General features: G+C 40.2%; 18 protein-coding genes. 7 read left to right on the forward strand and 11 right to left on the reverse strand.

The annotated features are described in order from the left end of the window. Window positions 1-295: 295 nt before the first annotated feature. The 4 genes from H6G08_RS24785 to H6G08_RS24800 are packed head-to-tail and all read right to left on the reverse strand — an operon-like array spanning window position 296 to window position 2,656. Window positions 296-1,669, reverse strand: a complete 1,374-nt coding sequence (locus H6G08_RS24785) for an AtzE family amidohydrolase (RefSeq protein WP_190547824.1) — start codon at window positions 1,667-1,669, stop codon at window positions 296-298. Next, window positions 1,666-1,854: a DUF4089 domain-containing protein gene (locus H6G08_RS24790; RefSeq protein ID WP_190547825.1), complete on the reverse strand. Its 189-nt coding sequence runs from the start codon at window positions 1,852-1,854 to the stop codon at window positions 1,666-1,668. The genes H6G08_RS24785 and H6G08_RS24790 overlap by 4 nt, the downstream gene beginning before the upstream one ends. A gap of 38 nt (window positions 1,855-1,892) precedes the next feature. After that, window positions 1,893-2,243, reverse strand: a complete 351-nt coding sequence (locus tag H6G08_RS24795; RefSeq protein ID WP_190547827.1) for a DUF952 domain-containing protein — start codon at window positions 2,241-2,243, stop codon at window positions 1,893-1,895. Beyond that, window positions 2,240-2,656 carry a KGK domain-containing protein gene (locus H6G08_RS24800; RefSeq protein WP_190547829.1) on the reverse strand — a complete coding sequence of 139 codons (417 nt, stop codon included), beginning with the start codon at window positions 2,654-2,656 and terminating at the stop codon, window positions 2,240-2,242. The genes H6G08_RS24795 and H6G08_RS24800 overlap by 4 nt, the downstream gene beginning before the upstream one ends. Window positions 2,657-2,977: 321 nt before the next feature. Between H6G08_RS24800 and H6G08_RS24805 the strand changes: the two genes are divergently transcribed. Next, window positions 2,978-3,511: a DUF4352 domain-containing protein gene (locus tag H6G08_RS24805; RefSeq protein ID WP_190547831.1), complete on the forward strand. Its 534-nt coding sequence runs from the start codon at window positions 2,978-2,980 to the stop codon at window positions 3,509-3,511. Between the two features lie 443 nt (window positions 3,512-3,954). On the opposite strand, the gene H6G08_RS24810 is transcribed toward H6G08_RS24805, so the two are convergent. After that, complete coding sequence (locus H6G08_RS24810; protein ID WP_190547832.1) at window positions 3,955-4,146, reverse strand: hypothetical protein; 192 nt, start codon at window positions 4,144-4,146, stop codon at window positions 3,955-3,957. Between the two features lie 141 nt (window positions 4,147-4,287). Here H6G08_RS24810 and H6G08_RS24815 point away from each other — a divergent pair, with 141 nt between their 5' ends. Beyond that, window positions 4,288-4,449: a hypothetical protein gene (locus H6G08_RS24815; RefSeq protein ID WP_190547834.1), complete on the forward strand. Its 162-nt coding sequence runs from the start codon at window positions 4,288-4,290 to the stop codon at window positions 4,447-4,449. Here the strand turns inward: H6G08_RS24815 and H6G08_RS24820 are convergent. From H6G08_RS24820 to H6G08_RS24840, 5 genes are all read right to left on the reverse strand, one after another. Next, window positions 4,446-5,066 (reverse strand): hypothetical protein, encoded by a 621-nt coding sequence (locus tag H6G08_RS24820; RefSeq protein ID WP_190547836.1) that lies wholly within the window; start codon window positions 5,064-5,066, stop codon window positions 4,446-4,448. The two genes, H6G08_RS24815 and H6G08_RS24820, sit on opposite strands and share 4 nt — an antisense overlap. A 38-nt stretch (window positions 5,067-5,104) precedes the next feature. Beyond that, window positions 5,105-6,277 carry a hypothetical protein gene (locus H6G08_RS24825; RefSeq protein WP_390626097.1) on the reverse strand — a complete coding sequence of 391 codons (1,173 nt, stop codon included), beginning with the start codon at window positions 6,275-6,277 and terminating at the stop codon, window positions 5,105-5,107. A gap of 531 nt (window positions 6,278-6,808) precedes the next feature. Next, complete coding sequence (locus H6G08_RS24830; protein WP_190547838.1) at window positions 6,809-7,237, reverse strand: hypothetical protein; 429 nt, start codon at window positions 7,235-7,237, stop codon at window positions 6,809-6,811. Beyond that, the gene (locus H6G08_RS24835) at window positions 7,234-7,461 is read right to left on the reverse strand and encodes a hypothetical protein (protein WP_190547840.1); all 228 of its coding nucleotides are present in this window, start codon (window positions 7,459-7,461) and stop codon (window positions 7,234-7,236) included. Before H6G08_RS24835 ends, H6G08_RS24830 begins: the two co-directional genes overlap by 4 nt. After that, window positions 7,424-9,454 (reverse strand): SdrD B-like domain-containing protein, encoded by a 2,031-nt coding sequence (locus tag H6G08_RS24840; RefSeq protein ID WP_190547843.1) that lies wholly within the window; start codon window positions 9,452-9,454, stop codon window positions 7,424-7,426. Before H6G08_RS24840 ends, H6G08_RS24835 begins: the two co-directional genes overlap by 38 nt. Before the next feature lie 1,147 nt (window positions 9,455-10,601). Between H6G08_RS24840 and H6G08_RS24845 the strand changes: the two genes are divergently transcribed. From H6G08_RS24845 to H6G08_RS24860, 4 genes are read left to right on the forward strand one after another with little or no spacing between them, the layout of a single operon-like run. After that, window positions 10,602-11,456 carry an ABC transporter ATP-binding protein gene (locus H6G08_RS24845; protein ID WP_190547845.1) on the forward strand — a complete coding sequence of 285 codons (855 nt, stop codon included), beginning with the start codon at window positions 10,602-10,604 and terminating at the stop codon, window positions 11,454-11,456. Next, window positions 11,413-12,267, forward strand: coding sequence for an ABC transporter permease (locus tag H6G08_RS24850; RefSeq protein WP_190547847.1), 855 nt, complete (start codon window positions 11,413-11,415; stop codon window positions 12,265-12,267). The genes H6G08_RS24845 and H6G08_RS24850 overlap by 44 nt, the downstream gene beginning before the upstream one ends. Window positions 12,268-12,280: 13 nt before the next feature. Beyond that, window positions 12,281-12,745 (forward strand): MarR family winged helix-turn-helix transcriptional regulator, encoded by a 465-nt coding sequence (locus tag H6G08_RS24855; protein ID WP_190547849.1) that lies wholly within the window; start codon window positions 12,281-12,283, stop codon window positions 12,743-12,745. Next, window positions 12,708-13,979 carry an MFS transporter gene (locus H6G08_RS24860; RefSeq protein WP_190547851.1) on the forward strand — a complete coding sequence of 424 codons (1,272 nt, stop codon included), beginning with the start codon at window positions 12,708-12,710 and terminating at the stop codon, window positions 13,977-13,979. The genes H6G08_RS24855 and H6G08_RS24860 overlap by 38 nt, the downstream gene beginning before the upstream one ends. A gap of 63 nt (window positions 13,980-14,042) precedes the next feature. On the opposite strand, the gene H6G08_RS24865 is transcribed toward H6G08_RS24860, so the two are convergent. Continuing rightward, a complete protein-coding gene (locus H6G08_RS24865) occupies window positions 14,043-14,477 on the reverse strand; it encodes a hypothetical protein (protein WP_242046260.1) in 435 nt (144 codons plus the stop codon). A gap of 823 nt (window positions 14,478-15,300) precedes the next feature. Between H6G08_RS24865 and H6G08_RS24870 the strand changes: the two genes are divergently transcribed. Further along, window positions 15,301-19,986, forward strand: a complete 4,686-nt coding sequence (locus H6G08_RS24870) for an esterase-like activity of phytase family protein (RefSeq protein WP_190547853.1) — start codon at window positions 15,301-15,303, stop codon at window positions 19,984-19,986. Window positions 19,987-20,837 lie beyond the last annotated feature (851 nt).

Raw genomic sequence — 20,837 nt, forward strand, 5'->3', positions numbered from 1 at the left:
TATCCACCTGAGTGAAAATGCTGAAGATTTTATAAATTTATTGTAAAACTTGGAGAAAGTGGGGAAATGTGAAAATTTGATACCAATTTGAAAAAATCATAAGACAGATGGTAGGGGCATGGCAATGCCATGCCCTCTAGAATATATTGATGTGTCGCAAACATTATTTAAATTGGTAAAAGTTCGATACGCCACATAACGCCCGCAGGCTGGAAGCCTGGGGCTATCAGTACAAAGCCCACCTGCGTGGGCTGAATGCAAAGGCGCGATTCTGGAGTAGTCAGTAATTCTACTATTATTTTGTCGTTGCTGAGACTACACCTTGAGCTTCTAATACTGCTGCAACTTTTAAAATTAAGGCTTCATTATCAGGTGCAGCGATGATTTGCACGCCTAAAGGTAGAGAATTCGGGCGCTGAATTGGCACTGATAAGACAGGTAAGCCGATAAAAGATAATGGTTGGGTAAATAATCCCAGGTGAGGACGAACTAACATTTCCTCACCATCTAAAATCATAGTTTGTTGCCCAATTAATGGCGCAGGAATTGGTGTAGTCGGCGCAAGAATGATATCAACATCGGCAAAGATTTCCCGCAGGCGATCGCGATACCATCTTCTAAAGCGCTGTGCTTGCAAATACCACTGATTCGGAATTAACGCCCCAGCCAAAAAGCGATCGCGTGTAGCAATATCAAAATCTTGGGGACGCGATCGCAATTTATCTAAATGCAGATTTGCCCCTTCACTGGCGGTAATTACAAAGGCGGCTGCTCTAGCCCGTGCTGACTCTGGTATCGTTACATACCGCTTTACATTTAAAGCTTGGGCTACCTGTTCCAATGCTGCCAAGGCTTCTGGTACTGCACCCCTAGCGAAATACTCATCAGCAATAGCAATTTTGATACCAGATATATCTTGATTAATTTGGGGCAAACATAACTCCGGGGGACGTTTTGTACATACCGGATCGCGATCGTCTGCACCTTGGAGAATATCAAATACTGTAGCAATATCCCGCACCGAACGGGCAAAAGGGCCGACATGATCGAGACTGGTAGAAAATAAAGCTACTCCAGCCCGCGATAACCTACCATAAGTCGGTTTTAACCCAAAAATACCGCAAAAAGCCGCCGGTACGCGAATCGAACCATTTGTATCAGAACCCAGCGTTACAGGAACCAAATCCGCCGCCACCGCAGCAGCCGAACCGCCAGAGGAACCCCCAGCCACGCGCTGTAAATCGTGGGGGTTGTGAGTCGCGCCGTAATGGGAATTTTCCGTCACAAACCCATAGGCGTACTCATCCATATTTAAAGCACCAACCAACACCGCACCAGCTTGCTTTAACCGCGCTACTACTGTTGCATCTTCGGTAGCAGGGGGATTTTCAGCATTAATTTTCGCACCAGCGAGAGTTGTTAATCCCGCGATATCGTAGAGATTTTTCGCTGCAAAAGGTACGCCAGCCAACACACCAGGATCGTTACCTTGGGCAATTTCTTGATCAATTCTGCTGGCATCTGCTAAAGCTGCTTCAGTCATTATCGCCGTAAAACAATTGAGTTGGCGATCGCGTGCCGCAATTTTATTTAACGCCGCCTGAGTTACCTCCACCGCGCTAATTTTACCCTCACGCACAGCCGCAGCTATAGATACAGCATCATTCATGGTTCAAACACAGGTGCAACTTCAATATCTTCTGGTATTGGGAATTCAGTGACAAGAGAAGCGATCGCTTTAATTCTCTCAAAATTTGCCACCACCCCATCACGATACTCATCCCGCAACCGCAAATCCACCAGCCACGCCATTTGCTCCACATACTCCCCCACATCAAACCCTTGACTCTCCATCTCTTCTCCTCTGCGTTCTCTGCGTCCTCTGCGGTTAATTATTCTAAATCTACAACCTCTGGCGGCAAATTAAACAAACCATCCTCCCCAGGTTCAAAATCACTTACCCCAAACACAGCATCAATATTTAATTCTCCATAAATATGCGGAAACAACTCACCAATTTCCGCTTCCTCATAACGAACTTCTGCCTTCACCTTACCAGCATCAATAAATAGTAATACCAAGCCCTGTTGATTAAAGAAAAACTTATTTGCAGAATTAACTACTTGATTGACTTCCGAACAATGAATAAACCCCTCAGTCTCCAGCGAATCAGTGCGATAGCTACCAAGGATTTTTGCGTGTTCCCATTTTTCCGATTGGGTAATATGAAAGATATTTTTCATCTTGGTTGCATGATTTTCCGAATATTATCTAAAGGTGATTCAGGTTCAACAGGCTGATCGGGATAAAATTTTAGTTTAACATTATCTTGTGTCTTTCCAGTAGGTGAAATAGACAACTCTATTGTTATCTTTCCAGGTTGCCAACCTTGACTACCTATTTTTAACATTTGGCATTCTTTTACTACTTGAAATTGAATCTCATCTATAGTGATATATTGCTCATAAATTTTAAAAGTTTGGAAGTGACCAATAAAAGATGAAGTTCTAACAGTAGTGTTATTACCACAATTCAAAGGTTCCTTTTCTCTAATTCCTTTAATAACTAACTCTTTTAATCTACTTATCGTAAAACTATCTGTAGCAATGAGGATGATATCATCATCACAATCAAGGGTAATAAAATTATTACTCATCACAATAAACCTAATATATAGTTGAGAATTCCAACTACACATTTTAATCTGCATTTTTTTACATCAATCCGGTAAAAACACTGAAATAAACTTTAAATGCATACTGAAATATAAGATATCATTGCGAAGAAGAACGACAAAACAATTGCAAAGACTAGAATTCCTATTTGGCTTGTTGCCATTGTTCGCTTTAGTGATGCGGAGACAGACTTAAAATTAGCAAATTTTATTATTTGTGAATATTCGTCAATTTCTGGGAACTATAATAACGAACCTTTCAAAAGACTGAAAGAAGTTTTGATATATAACCAGAGTGTAAGCATGAATAACCTTAAATACCTATTTATTGGAACATTATTAATGCTAATTTCTGCCTGTACACCTTCTCAACAAGCAAAAGTAGAGTCTTCATCATCTCAAGCAAATGCTGCTGATACTTCTAAAGTTGAAGCTAATTCAAAAGCAGTCAAAGGTAAACTTAATATTAAAGGTTGGGAAATTAGAGTTACAGGTGTTAAATATGCAGGACAAACAATTAAAGGACAGTACCGAACATATGAAGCAGCCGAAATTTGGACAGTTGTTTCTGTAACTTTTAAAAACACAACTAACAAAAGACAACGACAAGATGATGCATTGACTTATCTTTTTATTTCAACTTTAGCTGACTCACAAAATAATAAATATGATGTTAAAGAGACTGAGTTCAAATTTGATACTAATTTATTGAGTAAACCTTTTGCTCCAGGTGAAGCTCGTTCTGTGGATTTACTATTTGACACTCCTAAAGGTATCAAGGCAGATAAGTTTCTAACCAAGAATGAAAAGTTTGAAGATATAGCTTTAAAACTTTAATCAACAATTCGGATTTCGTAGGGTGTGTTATGCCGTAGGCTAACGCACCTTAAATTATTGAAGATGCATGATTTTCCGAATATTATCTAAATATCACCAACTCAAATTTAAGCACGATCGCGATCGCAAGTATGGCTGGTAAGAAACCTTTCACAAGAAGACATAAAAAATTATGCCTGAAACACTTAAAAAAAGCGATCGCCTTTTTGACAAGCTTGATCAATAAGGATCGTAGCCGCTAAATACTAAGGGAGGGTACGAGTTTTTTCTACAAATAAAAAACCCTACACGTATATAGGATTATACTTGCAGGGCAAAAAGCATCATTATTCTAGTAGTTTCGATGATTTTCATCGTATGTCTATCTGTCTAAAGGTATATTTTTTAATATTGTATACCAATGCATCTACGGTTTTTACTTGCATAAAATAAGTGTGGTGGTCTTACTTAACCCTCTGTTTCTCCTGGGGATTAGCTTGAATATTCTCTTCCTCTTCAGGCTCTACAGCACTACTTATAATTGCAAGTAAAAAAACTAATAATGGCACAACTACTAAAGCTATTGGTATGGGAATAATTAATGAAATCAGCCACCAAGCCAATCCTGATAGAAGAGCAAGCAAAAGATAAATCATTGTTTTGCCATAAATCTATGAGTATTTATGGTATATCAGAGCCGAGAAAACATAGTTCAGTAAATATCACCAAATATTCTGATTTTATCTATAATTTAGCGCACTTACTAATTAAATTGTAACATTGCCAATCATCAGGATATGAGCGATCGCACTTATGTAGCCGTTTTGCTCAGGTTCAATAATATACCATTATGGAATGATGTTGCAGTTGAGCGATCGCACTTCAATAAAATTCCCCTCTCACAGAAAGGGGAAGATGTCACGGAAAACTCATTCTATCCAAAAAGAGAGCTAGCTTAACGTAATTTCTTCAAAGCTGCTCTTAATTGCTTGATATCCCGTGCTAGTTTTCCTAAACCTGGGTTATTTGCAACCTTTGGCAGCTCGTTAGGGCTAAGTTGTTTCACTATCTCATTCCAATTATTAATAGCCACAGCCAATTGCGTAACATTCACATCGCCACTGGCTAACAAACCGGTGATGGAACTGATAAATGCCTGTGCCGATTGTGCAGTAACTCCATAACTTGTCAAAGCAGATTGAATTTGCGCTTTTCCTTCTTCTGCACCAACTCCCCCTACCAAAACAATGTAAATTGCTGCTGCAAAAGTATTAGGTTCAGGTGTTTGTCTAATTATATTAATGGCAATGTTATTCAGATTATTTTGAACTTCTTGTGGAACGATAATTTCTCCATTTGCACTAATTTCTAAATTAACGCCTGGTAGCAGTGAATTTGATGACCCAGGTATTTCCACATTAGTAGGAACAAAACTATCACCAGAAATACCCGATGAATCTGCAGGAATACCTAAAGCACCAGCAGTACCAGCATTTGCTCTATTAGACGTAACCACTAAAGAACTTGATAAAACTAACACCAAACTCAACCCTAAAGATAATTTTTGCTTGTTCATGTTTTTATCTCAAATTTAAGTAGCAAAAAACCTAACAATTAGAACTGGAAACTGTACCCGGCACTTAAACTAAAACCAGTAGCGTTAGTTGAATTACCAGTTACGTCTGTGAAAATAGTGTTAATAACTATAGGGGTGTCTCGGAAAGGAGCAAAAGACGCACCCAAATTTAAAGCACTTCCAGTCCAACTAGCTACTAGGGATGCTTCAGGTATAACTCGTAAACCTACACTCCCGAAGAAATTTGGTGGATTATCTCCTGAGCGAGATCTCAGGGCCCCTACAGAGCGAAAAGCACCACTACCAACACCCACAGAAACAGTCAAAGGTAATTTATTAGTGGGGCTATCAGGCTGTAAGTAAAATGCTCTGGTAACTACGCCATAGATCGTATCTTTAGACTTATTTCCTTGTCCCCATGTAATTGGGTTTGACCAACCAACGGCTACTGCTGTACCGTCAGCAAAGAATTTATGTAATTTGAACCCAATACCGCCACTATCGCCAAAGTCTCCAAACAATTCCTTTTGACCACCGACACTGTAGATATTGAAGGCGACTTCTAGGCCTACTGATTTAACTGCATCTCCTAAACCAAAACCAGCCGATAAAGAACCATCTACTTTTCCTTTTTCAAAAGGTATGAATCCACCACCACCAATAAAGGCTTGACCCCAACTTGCACCGTAAGCAGTGGGTGTTCCCGCACTAGAACCAGGTGAACCGCCCTTGCGCGGTCTGGGAATTTCGGTGAGTATGGGTTCAATAAACAGATCTTGGCGTATTTTGTTGGCATCTCCTAGAGTATCGCCCACAGTACCGGAAGAATCTGTTTGTGCAATTAGCTGCGGTAGTTTTTGCTTAAAGTTTGCATTGGGCTTGGCTGGAATATCTGAGGTAGTAGAAGATGCTTCCAATGTAGGAACAGGAGTGAATTCCCCATTGGGATTGTTTTGTTCTACAGTTACTTGGCTGAAATTGATTTTCTGCTCTGCCATAGTTTCATAATTGGCAGAATTCGCTTGTGGTTGATTTTCAGAACTGAAGTTACTGATGAGATGATCAACTATCAATTTATCTTCAGCAGCTGCGGCATGGGTGGATAGAGCTGTAGTCAGTAACAAACTAGTAACGATGATTCTTCCTAAACCAGAGAAAAAATACTGCCCATTTTTGAGTAGTAGTATACCTATTAAATTTTGTTTAATCACGAGTAAATTCCTCACACATGGAAAAAATTACAGATTGTACAGGGTTGATTCATCCTATATTAAAGTATTTATAAATACAAGATGGATGAAGGAACTCTTTGAGATTTTAGATATGTATAACCCATGCAAGGCTTGCTATACAAGTTTTTACAAGATTTAACATGGATAAACTTTCGCTTTACTTACTGAGACAATAAAAGTTGTGAAAAAATTATCTGCTGTTCAATTTTTACCGTACTCTGATGAATAGTGACTGTTATGTACACCTGAGTATAAAAATTACACAATATAATTTTTGATGACACACCTAAATGGGATGGAACATAGTAACGGGTGAAGAGTTTGACCAACCCGTAGCATTAGGTAGATGATCTCTCCCTATTCATGAGCGCGGTTTATAGACAGCAGTAAATTCACTATTCAGTTATAAGCGCAAAATTCTCTAACGCCAACCAAATATTAAGCGTATATTTGTTAATGCTGTGATGCGGGAAGGGAAAAACAAGCCAAGAAACTAATAACAGAGAAAATTCAAGATTTACGCGCAAGAAAGGCTGTATGAGCTGATGGTAAAGAATATTGACCATAACTAGCCATTGTCTCAACCTGAAAGCCAATTTGATGGAGTTGATTGGCAATTTCGGTCGCTGTATATAAACGTTGGTGATGTAGTTCCTCATCCCGTCTATAGTATTCGCCAACCTTGCGAAAGGTGATAATCCGACGGGTTAAGGTGCTGAGTTCTTGATTTTCTTCTTTTTCCACGAGTACTACCCAATCTTCACCTTCTGTGAATCCTTTGCTAATTCCTGGTGTTAGCTGTCCTGGTTGTGCAATGTCGAAAATGAAGACACCCCCAGGAGTTAAGGCGCTATAGATGCGATGGAAAAGATTGGTTAAGTTTTGGCGATCGCTTTTTGCATCAAACTGGTAGTTGAGACATTCGCCAATTGATCTCACAGCATTGCATGGAGAGATTTCAGCCTGAAATAGGGAATCAAGGCGAAACTCAGCACTTGGTACTCGAATGCGAGCGATCGCCTATGCTCATAGCCACAAAATCTTGCATAATTACATTCTGCTACAATTGCACAGGTTTGGCGATGTAGATGCAAATGCGATCGCCATTTAGCTACTTTTGCTCGTCTAGATATTGGAAGACGTAGGAGGAGTAAATTCCACATACAACAACGGAGCGCCTAGCGCATCACCATCAAATGACTCGGCTGTACGCTTACCAGTCCCACTGATAATAGTGGCGATAGAATTACCACTACTCCAACCTTGACGATTGACAATTTCTTGAATCACAGATGCAATATTGGCAGTTCGTTGGTTAATACCTGCTTGGCTGACAGTACTCCAGGCCAAAGGATTCCAAACAACAGCAGCATCTGTAGTCACTCTACTAGAAATATTGTTTTTAGAAGTAGTAAAGGTGAGGGCATTATCCACATCTTCCCCGCGAATGGTCAAGTTTGTTGTAGTTGAACCGATTTCATCAACCTTGAATTGGATATAAGCATTGGTAATTTTTGCTCCTTGGGGAATATTCACGCCTACAAAGCGCAAACCTACAAGTTGATCGACACTATCGTTGATTAGTTCTAAATCTGTACTTGTTAAATTCATTGATCCAGTCGTCAGACGCTGTTCAGCATCATCGGAACTGGAATTCACCCGAACTTCAATTACCTTTGGTTGCGGTGGTTGCAATGGAAATTGATAACCAAAGTCTATATTCACCTTTGTCTCATCTGTCGCCAAGGTAACTAGCGATTGTCCGTCTTTAGTATCATCCGGATCGCTAGTTATCTCGGCTCCACTGGGTAAGGTACTGTTATCTACCTGAACAGTGTAATTACCTGCCGATAGATTATTAAATGTGTAGTGACCATTACTGTTAGTTAATTTAGTCGCAATAATTTGTTGAGATGAGTTCAGCAGTTTGACACTAACATTGGCAATCCCAGTTTCCTCAGCGTCTTGGATACCATCGCCATCGGTGTCATTCCAAATGCGATTACCGATTGAACCTTGGGGTTGAGGTTGGGATGTACTCCCACTTTCAAAAGCTCCTAAATCCGGTGCAGAACCCTTGTATGAACTACTAGGAAGGTTAATTACTGTTCTACCTCGCCATTGAAATAATGCAGTTCCTTTATCAATTGCTGGACTACCTGTTTGTAATTGCGAGGTCGGACTTAATAGGGGATCGGCAAATATAGTGGTACTAGTATCGACATTACTACCTTGAGTGTTCGTACCATTATTCCAAAAGAGGTTATAGGCAGCAATAGAATTTCCATCTACACCCTTCATTGCAATTCTGGTGTGATTGATGAAAATATTATTGATGGCAACTAGATTGTCACCACCAGTTAGTCCATGATTGTTATTTTTAAAAGTGTTACCAATTACATCTATAGGTTCAGGAATACTAGCAGCTCGATAATCTTCCGATGAGTCTCCGTTATCCATCAAGCCTAGACCGGCATCTCTATTTCCTTCAATCAGATTGTTTTCTATCCGGTAGTAACGTTGAGAAACCTCTGGATAATCAATCAGCTGAATACCATCGCCATTATTAGCGGAGATAATATTTCTGCGAATGATATTGTTCAGGACTGTAGTACCTGTATAGCTGTTCATTCTGACTTCAATACCATCATTTCCGTTTTGGCGAATGATGTTATCTTCAACAACTACATCTGCAACTTGATTAATATCAACACCATCATCCTTATTTTTTTCGATAATATTATTACGAGCTATACCACCACTTACACCGCTAGAAACCAACTTATAGTTAATCCCATCTATGGTGTTAGTAATGTAGTTGTTGAGAATCTCTACTTTCGTTCCCTCTACTTTGATTCCATCTCCACCGTTGCGAACGGTAAAACCAATTAATTTTGCACCTGGAGGAACTGTATCTGTAAATCGCACCACATCAGGGTCAGAATCTACTAACGACCCGCCACCATCGATGATAGTTGTCATAATGGTATTGGCATTGCCAGTAGTTAAAAACTCAGAAGCCAATGTAATTGCCTTTCCAGAGATAGTTAGTGTTTCGCGATAAACTCCCGGAGCAACGATAATGGTATCTCCATTTTTGGCAGCATTGATGGCTTGTTGAATAGACTGGCCAGCAGAAACATTAATTATTGCCATCGTAAATCCTCTTAATAATTGTTCAATGGAAAAGTTTTATACAGAAAATTTCACATGACGCGGCTAGGGGATGACTATTGAAAGCCTCCACAACGCAAGGAGAATGAAGCTAAATAAGGGAAATAAATGCTAGCTAGAGGTGTGTGATAAATACTACATACTCAAGTTTAAAGAGAGCGATCGCTCTCTTCTTCAGGTATTGGATCTCTTTCATCGACTACACATTTACAAATCATTTGGGGCTAGTCTGAGTTTCTTAAACAAATCATAAACTGATTATCTATTTAACATAAATTTTCCGTGCTTATCCCAACTTTATCTAATCTTTAAAATCTATCTGCTTACAAAGTAAGTATTAGAAAATACTTGCTAGTTAATTTTTAAACTAATTATCATTTTAAGATTTATTAAATGTAATAAAAGAAAAATATAGCGTTCCTATTTTAAGTTGTGAAAAATATCAGTTTTGGCTGTTGACTGTTGACTGCTGACAGTGAACAACCCTTTATGTCAGATTGCACAAGTCCAAGAGCAGATTGCGATATATCAGTTTGTATTAAATTTTATCTGTATTACAGCAATTTTCAGGTAAATAGACCACACTGTAGGGGCACGGCACCAGTAACATTATTGTATATACGAGAAGATTGTGGATGTTCCCTACTACGATTGTGGTTCAAATGTATGAAAACTGCTGTAATCTTTTTTTAATCATCAGATTTGCTGTAAAGAGTTAACTGGCGCATACAGGAAATAGACAACGCTTCAATCAGCCGCTTTGCGTCTATACTTTACTCGCAATGAATGTAATAAATTTTGTGTATTTATTCAATAAATCATACTACAGGGGCATCAAAACTATTCTTCTCTAGCCCCTATTTTCAAGCTAGTTAATCACGAGAAAATCTCACAACCAAATATGAAAATCTCTCTTTCCTAGTCCCTAGCCCCTAGCCCCTATCTTCAAGACAGCCCCTCATGGTAAAAACCCACAACCAAGCATGAAAATTTCTCTTCCCTGTTCCCTGTTCCCTATTCCCTATTCCCTGTTCCCTATCTTCAAACCAGGTACTTGACTTAACGCGAATATATGTCAAGCTAATTATTAGGCTATCTAAATGTATTGCGAAGGAAGTGCATCTAACTCGTGACAAATTTGACGGGAAGCGCCGATTGGTTAGCAACGCCTAGTCACTATCCGGAATCGGTTTTATTGGAAACACAGGAACTGACGCGCCGTTTTGATAACTTCACAGCAGTGGATCGGTTAAATATTACTGTTGCAGCTGGTGAAGTGTTTGGTTTGCTCGGCCCCAATGGAGCCGGGAAAAGTACAGTAATTAAGATGTTAACAACCCTACTGCCAGCAAGTGCAGGTAAAGCAAGCATCGCCGGCTATGATGTCACCCATCAATCTCAGGCGGTGAGAAGAGCGATTGGTTATGTACCGCAAGCGCTGTCTGCTGATGGGACATTGACAGGTTATGAAAATCTGTTAATTTTTACCAAATTATATGACATTCCCGCGAAACAACGCCAACAGCGCATCTGGGATGTTTTGGAATTTATGGGTTTGGCGGAAGTAGCGCATCGCTTGGTGAGAAATTATTCAGGGGGGATGATTCGCAAGCTAGAAATTGCTCAATCTATCTTGCATCGACCGCAAATTATGTTTCTCGATGAGCCAACAGTGGGATTAGATCCGGTGGCGCGTAATCAAGTCTGGAATTTGGTGCAGGAACTCCGAGAAAATTACGGCACAACTATCTTTTTGACAACTCACTTTTTAGAGGAAGCCGATCACTTGTGTAATCGAGTAGCAATTATGAATCGGGGTAAGGTAATTACCACAGGTTCACCTACAGATTTAAAGGCTGGTTTAAATAAACAAAACGCCACCTTGGATGATGTGTTTATTCACTACACAGGGGACGAATTAGCATCAGGAGTTAGTTATCATGACATCAAAAGAACCAGACGTAATGCTCAACGGTTGGGTTAAACCAAAGCCTACAGCTAAAGGCAATTTTATCTCTGCAATCGCAGAACTATTTCAAAAAACTCTTGTGATCGCAGAACTAGAAATACGCAAACTTCGCCACGATCCCTATGATTTACTCATTCGTGGCGTACAGCCTGCATTGTGGCTGTTAGTTTTTGGGCAAGTTTTTACTCGCACTCGCGCTATCCCCACAGGTAACTTATCTTATTTAGAATTTATGGCTCCAGGGATTTTGGCGCAGAGTGTGCTATTTGTTGCCATTTTCACTGGTGGGATGACGTTGATTTGGGAACGAGATTTAGGAATTGTACATAAATTCTTAGCTAGTCCCATACCTCGTGCGGCGATGGTGTTGGGTAAAGCTGTAGCTTGTGGCGTGAGAAGCTTATCGCAAATAGTCATCATCTATGGATTGGCACTATTGTTAGGTGTAAAACTCAACCTTCACCCCCTAGCTTTATTGCAAGTAGTGGTGATTGTGCTGTTAGGTGCAGCTTGTTTTTGTGTTTTTTCCTTAATTATTGGCTGCTTGGTAAGAAGCCGAGAAAGGTTTACAGGTATAGGACAACTGATTACAATGCCGTTATTTTTTGCCAGTAATGCTATCTATCCCTTAACATTGATGCCAGCTTGGCTGCATGTGATTTCTAGCATCAATCCCTTAACTTATGAAGTTGATGCCTTACGAGGCACAATGATCGCTCATGGTTCCAGTGTTTATGGGTTTGGTATGGACTGTACAATTCTCTTGTTAACATTAATAGGCTTAACTGTGATCTGTGGACGACTTTACCCACGGGTGGCAATGTAATTAGGAGAAAAAGATGGCCAAGCTCGGAAAACCAACGGAAGAATGTGCTGCGAGAGTAATGGAAACAGTTCCTTTACTAATGCGGTTTATCCGAGCAGATATGCGCAGTCATAATGCTGAATCTTTATCGATACCTCAGTTGCGATCGCTCGCTTTTCTCAATCGCAATCCTGGTGCATCATTATCTGAGGTAGCAGAGCATTTAGGCGTTACCTGCGCTACAGCATCAACTACAATTGAACGCTTAGTTCAACGCAATCTGGTAGAACGTAACGATCACCCCCAAGAACGGCGGCGAATAGTGCTGAATTTAACGGAAGCGGGAACAATGCTGTTAAAGCAATCCCAAGCAACTACTCGCGCTCATATTGCCGATATTCTTGAGAGTTTAACGCCAGAGCAAGTATCAAATCTTGAAGAAGGCTTGACTTTATTAAAAAATGTCTTCGAGCAAACAGAAATTAAAAAAGCTCCTTAACCGAGAAGGAAAAGAACACGATTCTTTTGCAGCTTTGCGGTTTCGCGATTATCGACTATTTACCCTTGGGCGCGTACTGTTGTTTACAGGCTCCCAAATGCAGACAGTGGCGATTGGTTGGGAACTGTACGAGCGCACCAACTCAGCGATGGTATTAGGCGGGGTAGGCTTGGCGCAAGTCATCCCAATGATCGCGCTGACGTTAATTGCTGGACATGTAGCTGACAGACGCGATCGCAAATTTACCACCTTACTATCTATTTTCTTGCTAGCTATTTGCTCCTTGGCGTTAGCTGTGGTTTCCTATACTCAAGGTGCAATTAGTCTTTTTTATACCTGCTTAGTTTTTACAGGTATTGCCAGGGCGTTCTTAAAACCTGCCAGCGATGCCATGATGTGGCAGTTGATACCGACGAGCGTATTTACCAACGCTGCTACCTGGAACAGTACCAGCTTTCAGCTAGCGACAGTTATCGGCCCAGCATTGGGAGGATTTGCGATCGCTGGTTTAGGAAATGCTACAGGGGTATATATATTGGCGGCTGTGGCTGCATTTTTATGTTTCGCCTTAACATTGCCGATTAAACAACAAAATACTGCCCTTTCCCAAGAACCAATCTCGCTGAGAACCTTAGCTGGAGGTGCAGAATTTGTTTGGAAAAATCAGATAATTTTCGCAGCAATTACCCTAGATATGTTCGCAGTATTACTAGGGGGAGCAGTAGCTTTACTACCAATCTTTGCCAAAGATATTTTACATGTCGGCCCTGTAGAATTAGGCTATTTGCAAGCGGCTCCTTCCATTGGTGCGCTAATTATGGCGGTAACTTTGGCACATTTACCACCCATGCGTAAAGCCGGGCCAGCCTTACTTTGGTCTGTGGTTGGTTTTGGTGTCGTGACGATCATCTTTGGCTTATCGCGATCGTTTTGGCTATCACTGCTAATGCTGGCATTAAGTGGCGCATTAGACAGCATTAGCGTGGTTATTCGTCATACTTTAGTGCAAATTCGCACACCCAATCATTTACGCGGTCGAGTTGCAGCAATTAACAGCGTGTTTATTAGCGCTTCCAACGAATTGGGGGGTTTTGAGTCAGGTTTAGCGGCGGCTTTATTCGGCCCCATAGTATCCGTTGTTGGTGGTGGAATTGGCACAATTCTCGTAGTTATTGCAACGGCGATGATTTGGCCGGAAATGCGGAAGTTAGGCGCGTTGCATGAGTATGAGTAAGAAATATCTATCTCTTATTTAAGATGCTGCTCTGGATGCGGAATTTTATATTCCGCATTTTTTTTACTGAATTCCAAACCAACCGCCAGTATCACCACCAGCCCAACCGCCAGAACGTGCAGCCGGAAATGTTTGATTACAAAGGGTTTTGAATTTTTTAGCCGCACTAATATCTTTACCTTCATAACCGTGGGGATGAAATATCCGCCCAATGTATCGCCCTTTTACACGGATTTGACCCATGACATAGATTCCGTCACCAACAGAATAAATACTGCCGGCTTCATTGCGAGAATAGCAAGCAATATAACCACCATCTCGCTTCATATATTTGTTAATGGTGGGCAAAATTTTCTCTCTATATCCTGGTGCTGGTCGGTTGATAACGCCGCCTTCAGCGCTGACATACACTCTAAAGTCTTCTGGTAAAAGATAGTCTGTCATTTGAGATGCTACTGTTTGACAAAATACTGAAAGTAACACTGTAGCATTTGTCATTATTAAGAAAGTCTTAGTAAATTTCATTCTTTTCATATAAATATTTAGATTATCTATTTTGTCAATACTTTAACAGTGTTTGTCCTGCTATGGATAAATATGTAGCAATTAAATAACATCGCATATTTACTATTAACAAAGTATTTATTAATGCGCCATAGAGGTATTACCTAAAAAGACTTAATCTTTTATGCCATCTACCTTATTTTTGCCTTAACCTAATAAAAAAATTTTATTCAGACTATTTTAGTTGTGTATATTTTAACTATTTGTTTGAGCTAACTTATTTTTTTCTTAATCTTGCCGGGGAAATATGACTGGTACTAGTTTAGTTAGTCTCTACTTACATAACATCCTTAAAAAAATTAGTAAAAAACTCATAATGATGTAGGTTAAAAATTTTTAATCTATTAATAAGTTTTTTTACAAAATTTAGAGAATTGTTATGTAGATACATTTGAATTTGAAGTTTTAGCCTTCTGTTCTAGAAACTAACTATTAATATCGTTACAATCACTTAGATCATCAGGGAGCGTTGCAGTTTGTTTAATGTATTCTTCAAAAACTCAAAATTGGCATTAAACCTAACAGCAATGTGTAAATTATGTTCAAATGCGCGATCGCACCTTAACTCTGGTTTCTAGATTGAGAAAGGTTTTCATGATTTATCAAGTAATTCTCAGCTAACTGAACTAACTAGTAAAAGTTGTATCCAACTACTCAGTTATATTGCTGTAGACAAAAATTAGTTGGCTTTTTTGACTACTGCTAGAAAACTGTTTGCTTAACAAATATTGCTAATCACAATTGAGGGAATTTTGGCATGGCTAATACACCATTCGATACAAATCAGCCTGCACAGGTAAAGGGTTTAGGCGGTTATACTGTTAACCCTATATTTACTGTGGGTGAAAAAATAGATGATTATGCGCCACCGGGAATTCTCGATGGTACAGGTGCTTTTAAACTCAATGACACCACTGTGAGATTGTTAGTTAACCACGAAATAGCTAACAATGTCGGCTATAATTACACCCTCAAAAGTGGGGCTTCTCTTCCTGGTGCTAGAATTAGCTATTTTGATATTGATAAGCGTACTTTAAAAATAGTTGATTCTGGTTTAGCTTTTGACACAATTTACAACCGCGCTGGTGAAGTTGTCGATGCGGCTTCTGACTTAGAATTTGCTGGACTTAATCGTTTTTGTTCGGCAAATTTGATGGAAGCTAACCACTTTGGCGCGGGGATTGGATTTAGCGATCGCATTTATTTTACAGGCGAAGAAACCGATGGTGGTACACAGTTTGCCCTAGATACTACCACTAATCAACTCTGGGCTGTACCTTGGATGGGTCGTGCTGCTTGGGAAAGTGTGACTGAGATTAACACAGGTAGCACTGATAAAGTAGCTTTATTAATCGGTGACGATCGCGGCCCAGCTCCTTTAATTTTATATGTTGGTGACAAAAACGCTAAGGGTGACGGTAGTTTCCTCGATCGCAATGGCTTGGCGCAAGGAAAGCTTTACGTTTGGGTAGCTGACGATCCCACAGATAACTCTGATTCTATTGAACTAGATGCTAGAGATTTCCAAGGTAGTGGTAACAGTCGCGCTGGTAAGTTTGTCGAGATTCAGCACTATCGCCCTGACTTAGCCGGTACAGCTGTAGATGGTACAGATGCCGATACTAGCATTCAAAATGAATTGGGTTATGATGCCCAAGGTTTTGCTACCCAAGCCCAACAAGATGCTTTAGCTAATGAAGTTAAAGCTTTCTTGTTCTCTCGTCCTGAAGATGTCGCCACCAACCCAGCAGATGGTACACAAGCTGTATTAGCTTCTACTGGTCGCACCGGTTTGTTTGATAATGCTGATACCTGGGGTACAACTTACAAAATTGATGTTGATTTCAGCAGCAATCAAATCACAGCTAGCCTCAACATTCTCTACGACGGTAATGACGAGGGTAACAAAGATTTTGGGTTACGCAGCCCTGATAACCTAGATTGGGCTGATGATGGTAAAATCTATATTCAAGAAGACCGCGCCATCGGTGCTGACCTGTTTGGTGCTACCTCTAAAGAAGAAGCTTCTATCTGGCGCATCGATCCCAGCGCTACTAACCCAGAAACCACAGCAACCCGCATAGCACAAATCGATCGCACGGCTGTACCCTCCGGTCAAACTGACTCTAGCCCTACAGATCTAGGTAACTGGGAATCTTCTGGTATCCTCGATGTTTCCCAGCTGTTTGACTACGATCCCGGCGAACTGCTACTGTTTAATGTCCAAGCACACAGCATTCGGGATGGCTCAATTATTACTGTTCCTGGTATTGATACCGATGGCGATGGGACTGTTGAACGCACAGATAACTTAGTAGAAGGTGGTCAACTCGGTTTCCTGATTGCGCCGAATGCTGTTCCTAAAGTTGAGTTAGTTGGCTTTGCTTCTCTTCCGGCTGATACCTATGGTGAGGGGCCTGCATCTGGTGAAGGAATTTCCGCCAATGGTAGAACCGGGCCTTTCCCCGGACAACCAATACAAGGTTTCAGTGGTGTCCAATTTGCTAACAGTAATTCTTTCTATTTCCTCTCAGATAATGGTTACGGTAGCAAAAATAATAGTGCTGATTTTCTGCTACGTATCCAACGTTTAGATCCCAATTTCAAGGGAACAGAAAATGGTGATGGTACTGTCAAAGTTTTAGACTATATTCAACTATCTGACCCAGATAAAAAGGTTCCTTTCAAAATTACTAATGAAGGAACTAGTGAAAGATTCCTCACCGGTGCAGACTTTGATGTTGAATCTTTAATTGTTGATAAAGACGGTAGCTTCTGGATTGGGGATGAGTTTGGCCCCTATCTGTTACATTTCGATCGCACTGGTAAATTATTAGAAGCTCCCATCGCCACACCAGACGAATTCAAGACTTTAGACGGTAAAGCACCGAAAGTTCTTGGTCATAGAGGTGCAAGCGGCTTTCGTCCAGAGCATACCATCGAAGCTTATAAACTAGCAATTGAGCAAGGTGCAGATTTTATTGAGCCTGACTTGGTAGTTACCAAAGATGGTGTATTGATTGCTCGTCATGAACCTGCTTTAGCGATTTTAAATGCTGATGGCAGTTTAAATACTAGCAATACAACCACAAATGTAGCTGAGATTGCCAAATTTAGCGATCGCAAAAAAACAGTCAATTTGGACGGAACCACAGTTACAGGATGGTTTGCTGAAGATTTCACCTTAGCGGAAATCAAAGAACTACGCGCCATTGAACGTTTATCTTTCCGCGATCAATCCTACAACGGTCAATTTGAAATTCCGACTTTAACGGAAATCATTGATTTAGTTAAGGATGTGGAAGCGCAGACAGGTAAAAAGATTGGTATCTACCCAGAAACCAAGCATCCCACCTATACTGCTAGCGAAGCTACTTATGTAGGGACTGACACCAAGATTAACCGCAGTTTGGGTCAGATACTCATCGATACCCTCAAAGCTGAAAACTTCACCGATCCTAGTCGCATTTTCATCCAATCCTTTGAAGTCGGGAACCTGAAGGAACTGCATGATATCATCATGCCTGCTGCTGGTGTAGATATCCCACTGGTACAACTTTTTGATGCTGATGGCATTGACATTAACGGTAAACTGATTGAAAATCAGCCATACGATTTCCAAGTTAGTGGTGACGAACGCACCTATGGCGATTTACGCACCCCAGAAGGTTTGGCGGAAATTGCTAAATATGCTGATGGTATTGGCCCTTGGAAACGCATGATTGTCAGTGTCAAAGGAACTGATGCTAATAATGATGGTAAAGCAGATGATGTGAATCAGGATGGTACAGTTAATGATGCTGACAGAACAACTTTACCACCGACAACCTTAATCCAAGATGCTCATGCAGCAGGTTTACAGGTTCACCCCTACACCTTCCGTGATGAAGATTTATACCTCGCAGCCGATTACAAAGGTAATCCAGAACTAGAGTTTCAGCAGTTCATTCAATTGGGTGTTGATGCATTCTTTACAGACTTCCCAATTACAGGAGATAAAGTCAGAGATTTACTGAGCGAACCTGAGAATAATTTGGTACGTTCTCCCCAAAACCCTGATGTGCTTGCTGGTAAAGCATTTGCGAACTTAGGCGGCTCGAAAGGCTTTGAAGGCGGGACAATCAACGCCAGCAAAACCAAGCTGTATATGCTGTTGGAAGGTACAGTTAATGGCGATCGCCCTGGTGATTTACGGATTAATGAATTTGACATTGCTAATCGTGAATACACTGACAAGAAGCTGTACTACAAACTAGATAATCCCGCAAATGCGATCGGCGATTTCACCGTTGTGAATGACAATGAATACCTGGTTGTTGAAAGAGATGGCGGTCAAGGAGCCACAGCTAAATTCAAGCGCGTCTATAAAGTAGACTTGTCAAAGACTGATGCTAAAGGCTATGTGGAAAAGATAGAAATTGCCGATTTGTTGAATATCCAAGACCCCAATGACTTAAATGGTGATGGTAAGACAACTTTTGATTTCCCCTTTGTCACCATTGAAAATGTCTTAGTGATTGACAAAGATACCATTTTGGTAGCTAACGACAACAACTATCCTTTCTCCACCGGTCGTCCAGGGAACGATCCGCAAAATCCCCAAATCGACAACAACGAAATTCTGCTGCTGAAGTTAGAGAAACCCCTAAACCTTGCGCCTGGTGTCGGTCAACCCTCAGCACTAGATATCAATTTTGGTTCTACTTCCAGCGATGATATTACCACTCAGCCAAATCAAACCGTATTTACAGGCGATGGCGCAGATACGGTAGATGCTAACAAAGGTAATACAGTGCAGACCGGTAAGGGTGATGACACTGTATTAGCGGGTAGTGACTCTGCTGTGGCGACTGGCGAGGGTAGCGATCAAGTGGTAATTGGTGCTAATGGTTCTGTTAGCAATACTAATGTTGATGCTGGCGCAGGTAACGATGAAATCACCGTAGTTGAAGCAAGTGGTAGTAATAACCTGTTTGGTGGTGCAGGTTCTGATACTTTGCAAGTAGTTGAAGGTTCTCGTCAATTCTTGTTTGGTGGTTCCGGTAACGATACCATCACGAGTAACGGTAGCAACAACCGACTCTACGGTGGTTCCGGCGATGACAAACTCTTCTCCAACACCAATGACATCTTAGTGGGTGGTGATGGTGATGATGTGTTATTTGCTGCTTCTGGTGGTGGTAATCGCTTGACTGGTAGCGCTGGTGCTGACCAATTCTGGATTGCTAATGGTAGTCTTCCTACTAGCAAAAATATCGTCACTGACTTTACATCAGGAGTTGATGTAATTGGATTAGGTGGTATTGGAGTAACTCAGTTTAGTGACTTGACCCTCTTACAACAAGGTAGCGATACCTCAGTGAAAATTGGCAATACAGAGGTAGTTTCATTATTAGGAATTACCGCTAGCAGCCTAATTGATAATAATTTTGTTTTTGCATAGAATTTTGCTGAAATTTAATCAACAAAATTAGTTAGAATTTGTTTAGGCTGTACTAATTGTCTTATGTGAGGGAGTAACTATCCCTCACTTTTTTATGGCGCTTGGATTGTCAGTTGTCATATCAATTTAAATAATGTTTGCGACACATCAATATATTCTAGAGGGCATGGCATTGCCATGCACCTACCATCTATATTATTGTTGTTTCAAATTGGTAGCAGTTATTATTTCTAGATTATTTGATATATAAAACCTTGGTAAATGTAAATTTTATCTTTTGTTAAATAGCTCTTAATATTCATGTAAGCCATTGCCCACCTGTGTCAACTTACAGCAGTTTTCACCTATTTAAACCACATCTGTTGTATTACATAAAATTAAGTTCTCTACTCAAAACTAAGGTACTAAAATTAGTGCCTTAATTCTGGAAACTAGAGATTTTGGAATTATTAATTAAGTTAATTCTCAATTCTGACTCAACTGAGATTTTCACATCATCATAATGATGTCATTATCAAAGTTAATTTGAGCCTAGCTTAGTGCTTTGTTTTATTAATTTTGCTGCTTTCCTAAATCCCCTACTTCTTTAAGAAGTCGGATATACGATCGCCACCAACTCCTCACTAAAATCACAATAAATAGTTCATTTTAATCATTACATAAACTTATGTTAATGTTTGTCACATAAATATATATTCATGATGTTTTATGCATTGACCAGCAGATTATATGAAGTTTAACGTGCCATTAATTAACAGTTATTAGCTGTACAAAAGACAAGACTTAATTAAATATATGCAGTTTTGATTAACTAATTGCTCAATTTATCAGTAATAACTTAAATCTGGAGA

This window comes from Calothrix anomala FACHB-343 (assembly GCF_014696435.1).
Classification (GTDB): Bacteria; Cyanobacteriota; Cyanobacteriia; order Cyanobacteriales; family Nostocaceae; genus Aulosira; species Aulosira anomala_A.

What these genes read in the sequence shown, in the direction of transcription:
- H6G08_RS24865 (WP_242046260.1), bottom strand. Translation starts at nt 14,477, where the DNA reads ATGACAAATGCTACAGTGTTACTTTCAGTATTTTGTCAAACAGTAGCA.
- H6G08_RS24840 (WP_190547843.1), bottom strand. Translation starts at nt 9,454, where the DNA reads ATGGCAATAATTAATGTTTCTGCTGGCCAGTCTATTCAACAAGCCATC.
- H6G08_RS24800 (WP_190547829.1), bottom strand. Translation starts at nt 2,656, where the DNA reads ATGAGTAATAATTTTATTACCCTTGATTGTGATGATGATATCATCCTC.
- H6G08_RS24805 (WP_190547831.1), top strand. Translation starts at nt 2,978, where the DNA reads ATGAATAACCTTAAATACCTATTTATTGGAACATTATTAATGCTAATT.
- H6G08_RS24820 (WP_190547836.1), bottom strand. Translation starts at nt 5,066, where the DNA reads ATGAACAAGCAAAAATTATCTTTAGGGTTGAGTTTGGTGTTAGTTTTA.
- H6G08_RS24870 (WP_190547853.1), top strand. Translation starts at nt 15,301, where the DNA reads ATGGCTAATACACCATTCGATACAAATCAGCCTGCACAGGTAAAGGGT.
- H6G08_RS24810 (WP_190547832.1), bottom strand. Translation starts at nt 4,146, where the DNA reads ATGATTTATCTTTTGCTTGCTCTTCTATCAGGATTGGCTTGGTGGCTG.
- H6G08_RS24785 (WP_190547824.1), bottom strand. Translation starts at nt 1,669, where the DNA reads ATGAATGATGCTGTATCTATAGCTGCGGCTGTGCGTGAGGGTAAAATT.
- H6G08_RS24790 (WP_190547825.1), bottom strand. Translation starts at nt 1,854, where the DNA reads ATGGAGAGTCAAGGGTTTGATGTGGGGGAGTATGTGGAGCAAATGGCG.
- H6G08_RS24835 (WP_190547840.1), bottom strand. Translation starts at nt 7,461, where the DNA reads ATGTGGAATTTACTCCTCCTACGTCTTCCAATATCTAGACGAGCAAAA.
- H6G08_RS24850 (WP_190547847.1), top strand. Translation starts at nt 11,413, where the DNA reads ATGACATCAAAAGAACCAGACGTAATGCTCAACGGTTGGGTTAAACCA.
- H6G08_RS24795 (WP_190547827.1), bottom strand. Translation starts at nt 2,243, where the DNA reads ATGAAAAATATCTTTCATATTACCCAATCGGAAAAATGGGAACACGCA.
- H6G08_RS24855 (WP_190547849.1), top strand. Translation starts at nt 12,281, where the DNA reads ATGGCCAAGCTCGGAAAACCAACGGAAGAATGTGCTGCGAGAGTAATG.
- H6G08_RS24860 (WP_190547851.1), top strand. Translation starts at nt 12,708, where the DNA reads ATGTCTTCGAGCAAACAGAAATTAAAAAAGCTCCTTAACCGAGAAGGA.
- H6G08_RS24815 (WP_190547834.1), top strand. Translation starts at nt 4,288, where the DNA reads ATGAGCGATCGCACTTATGTAGCCGTTTTGCTCAGGTTCAATAATATA.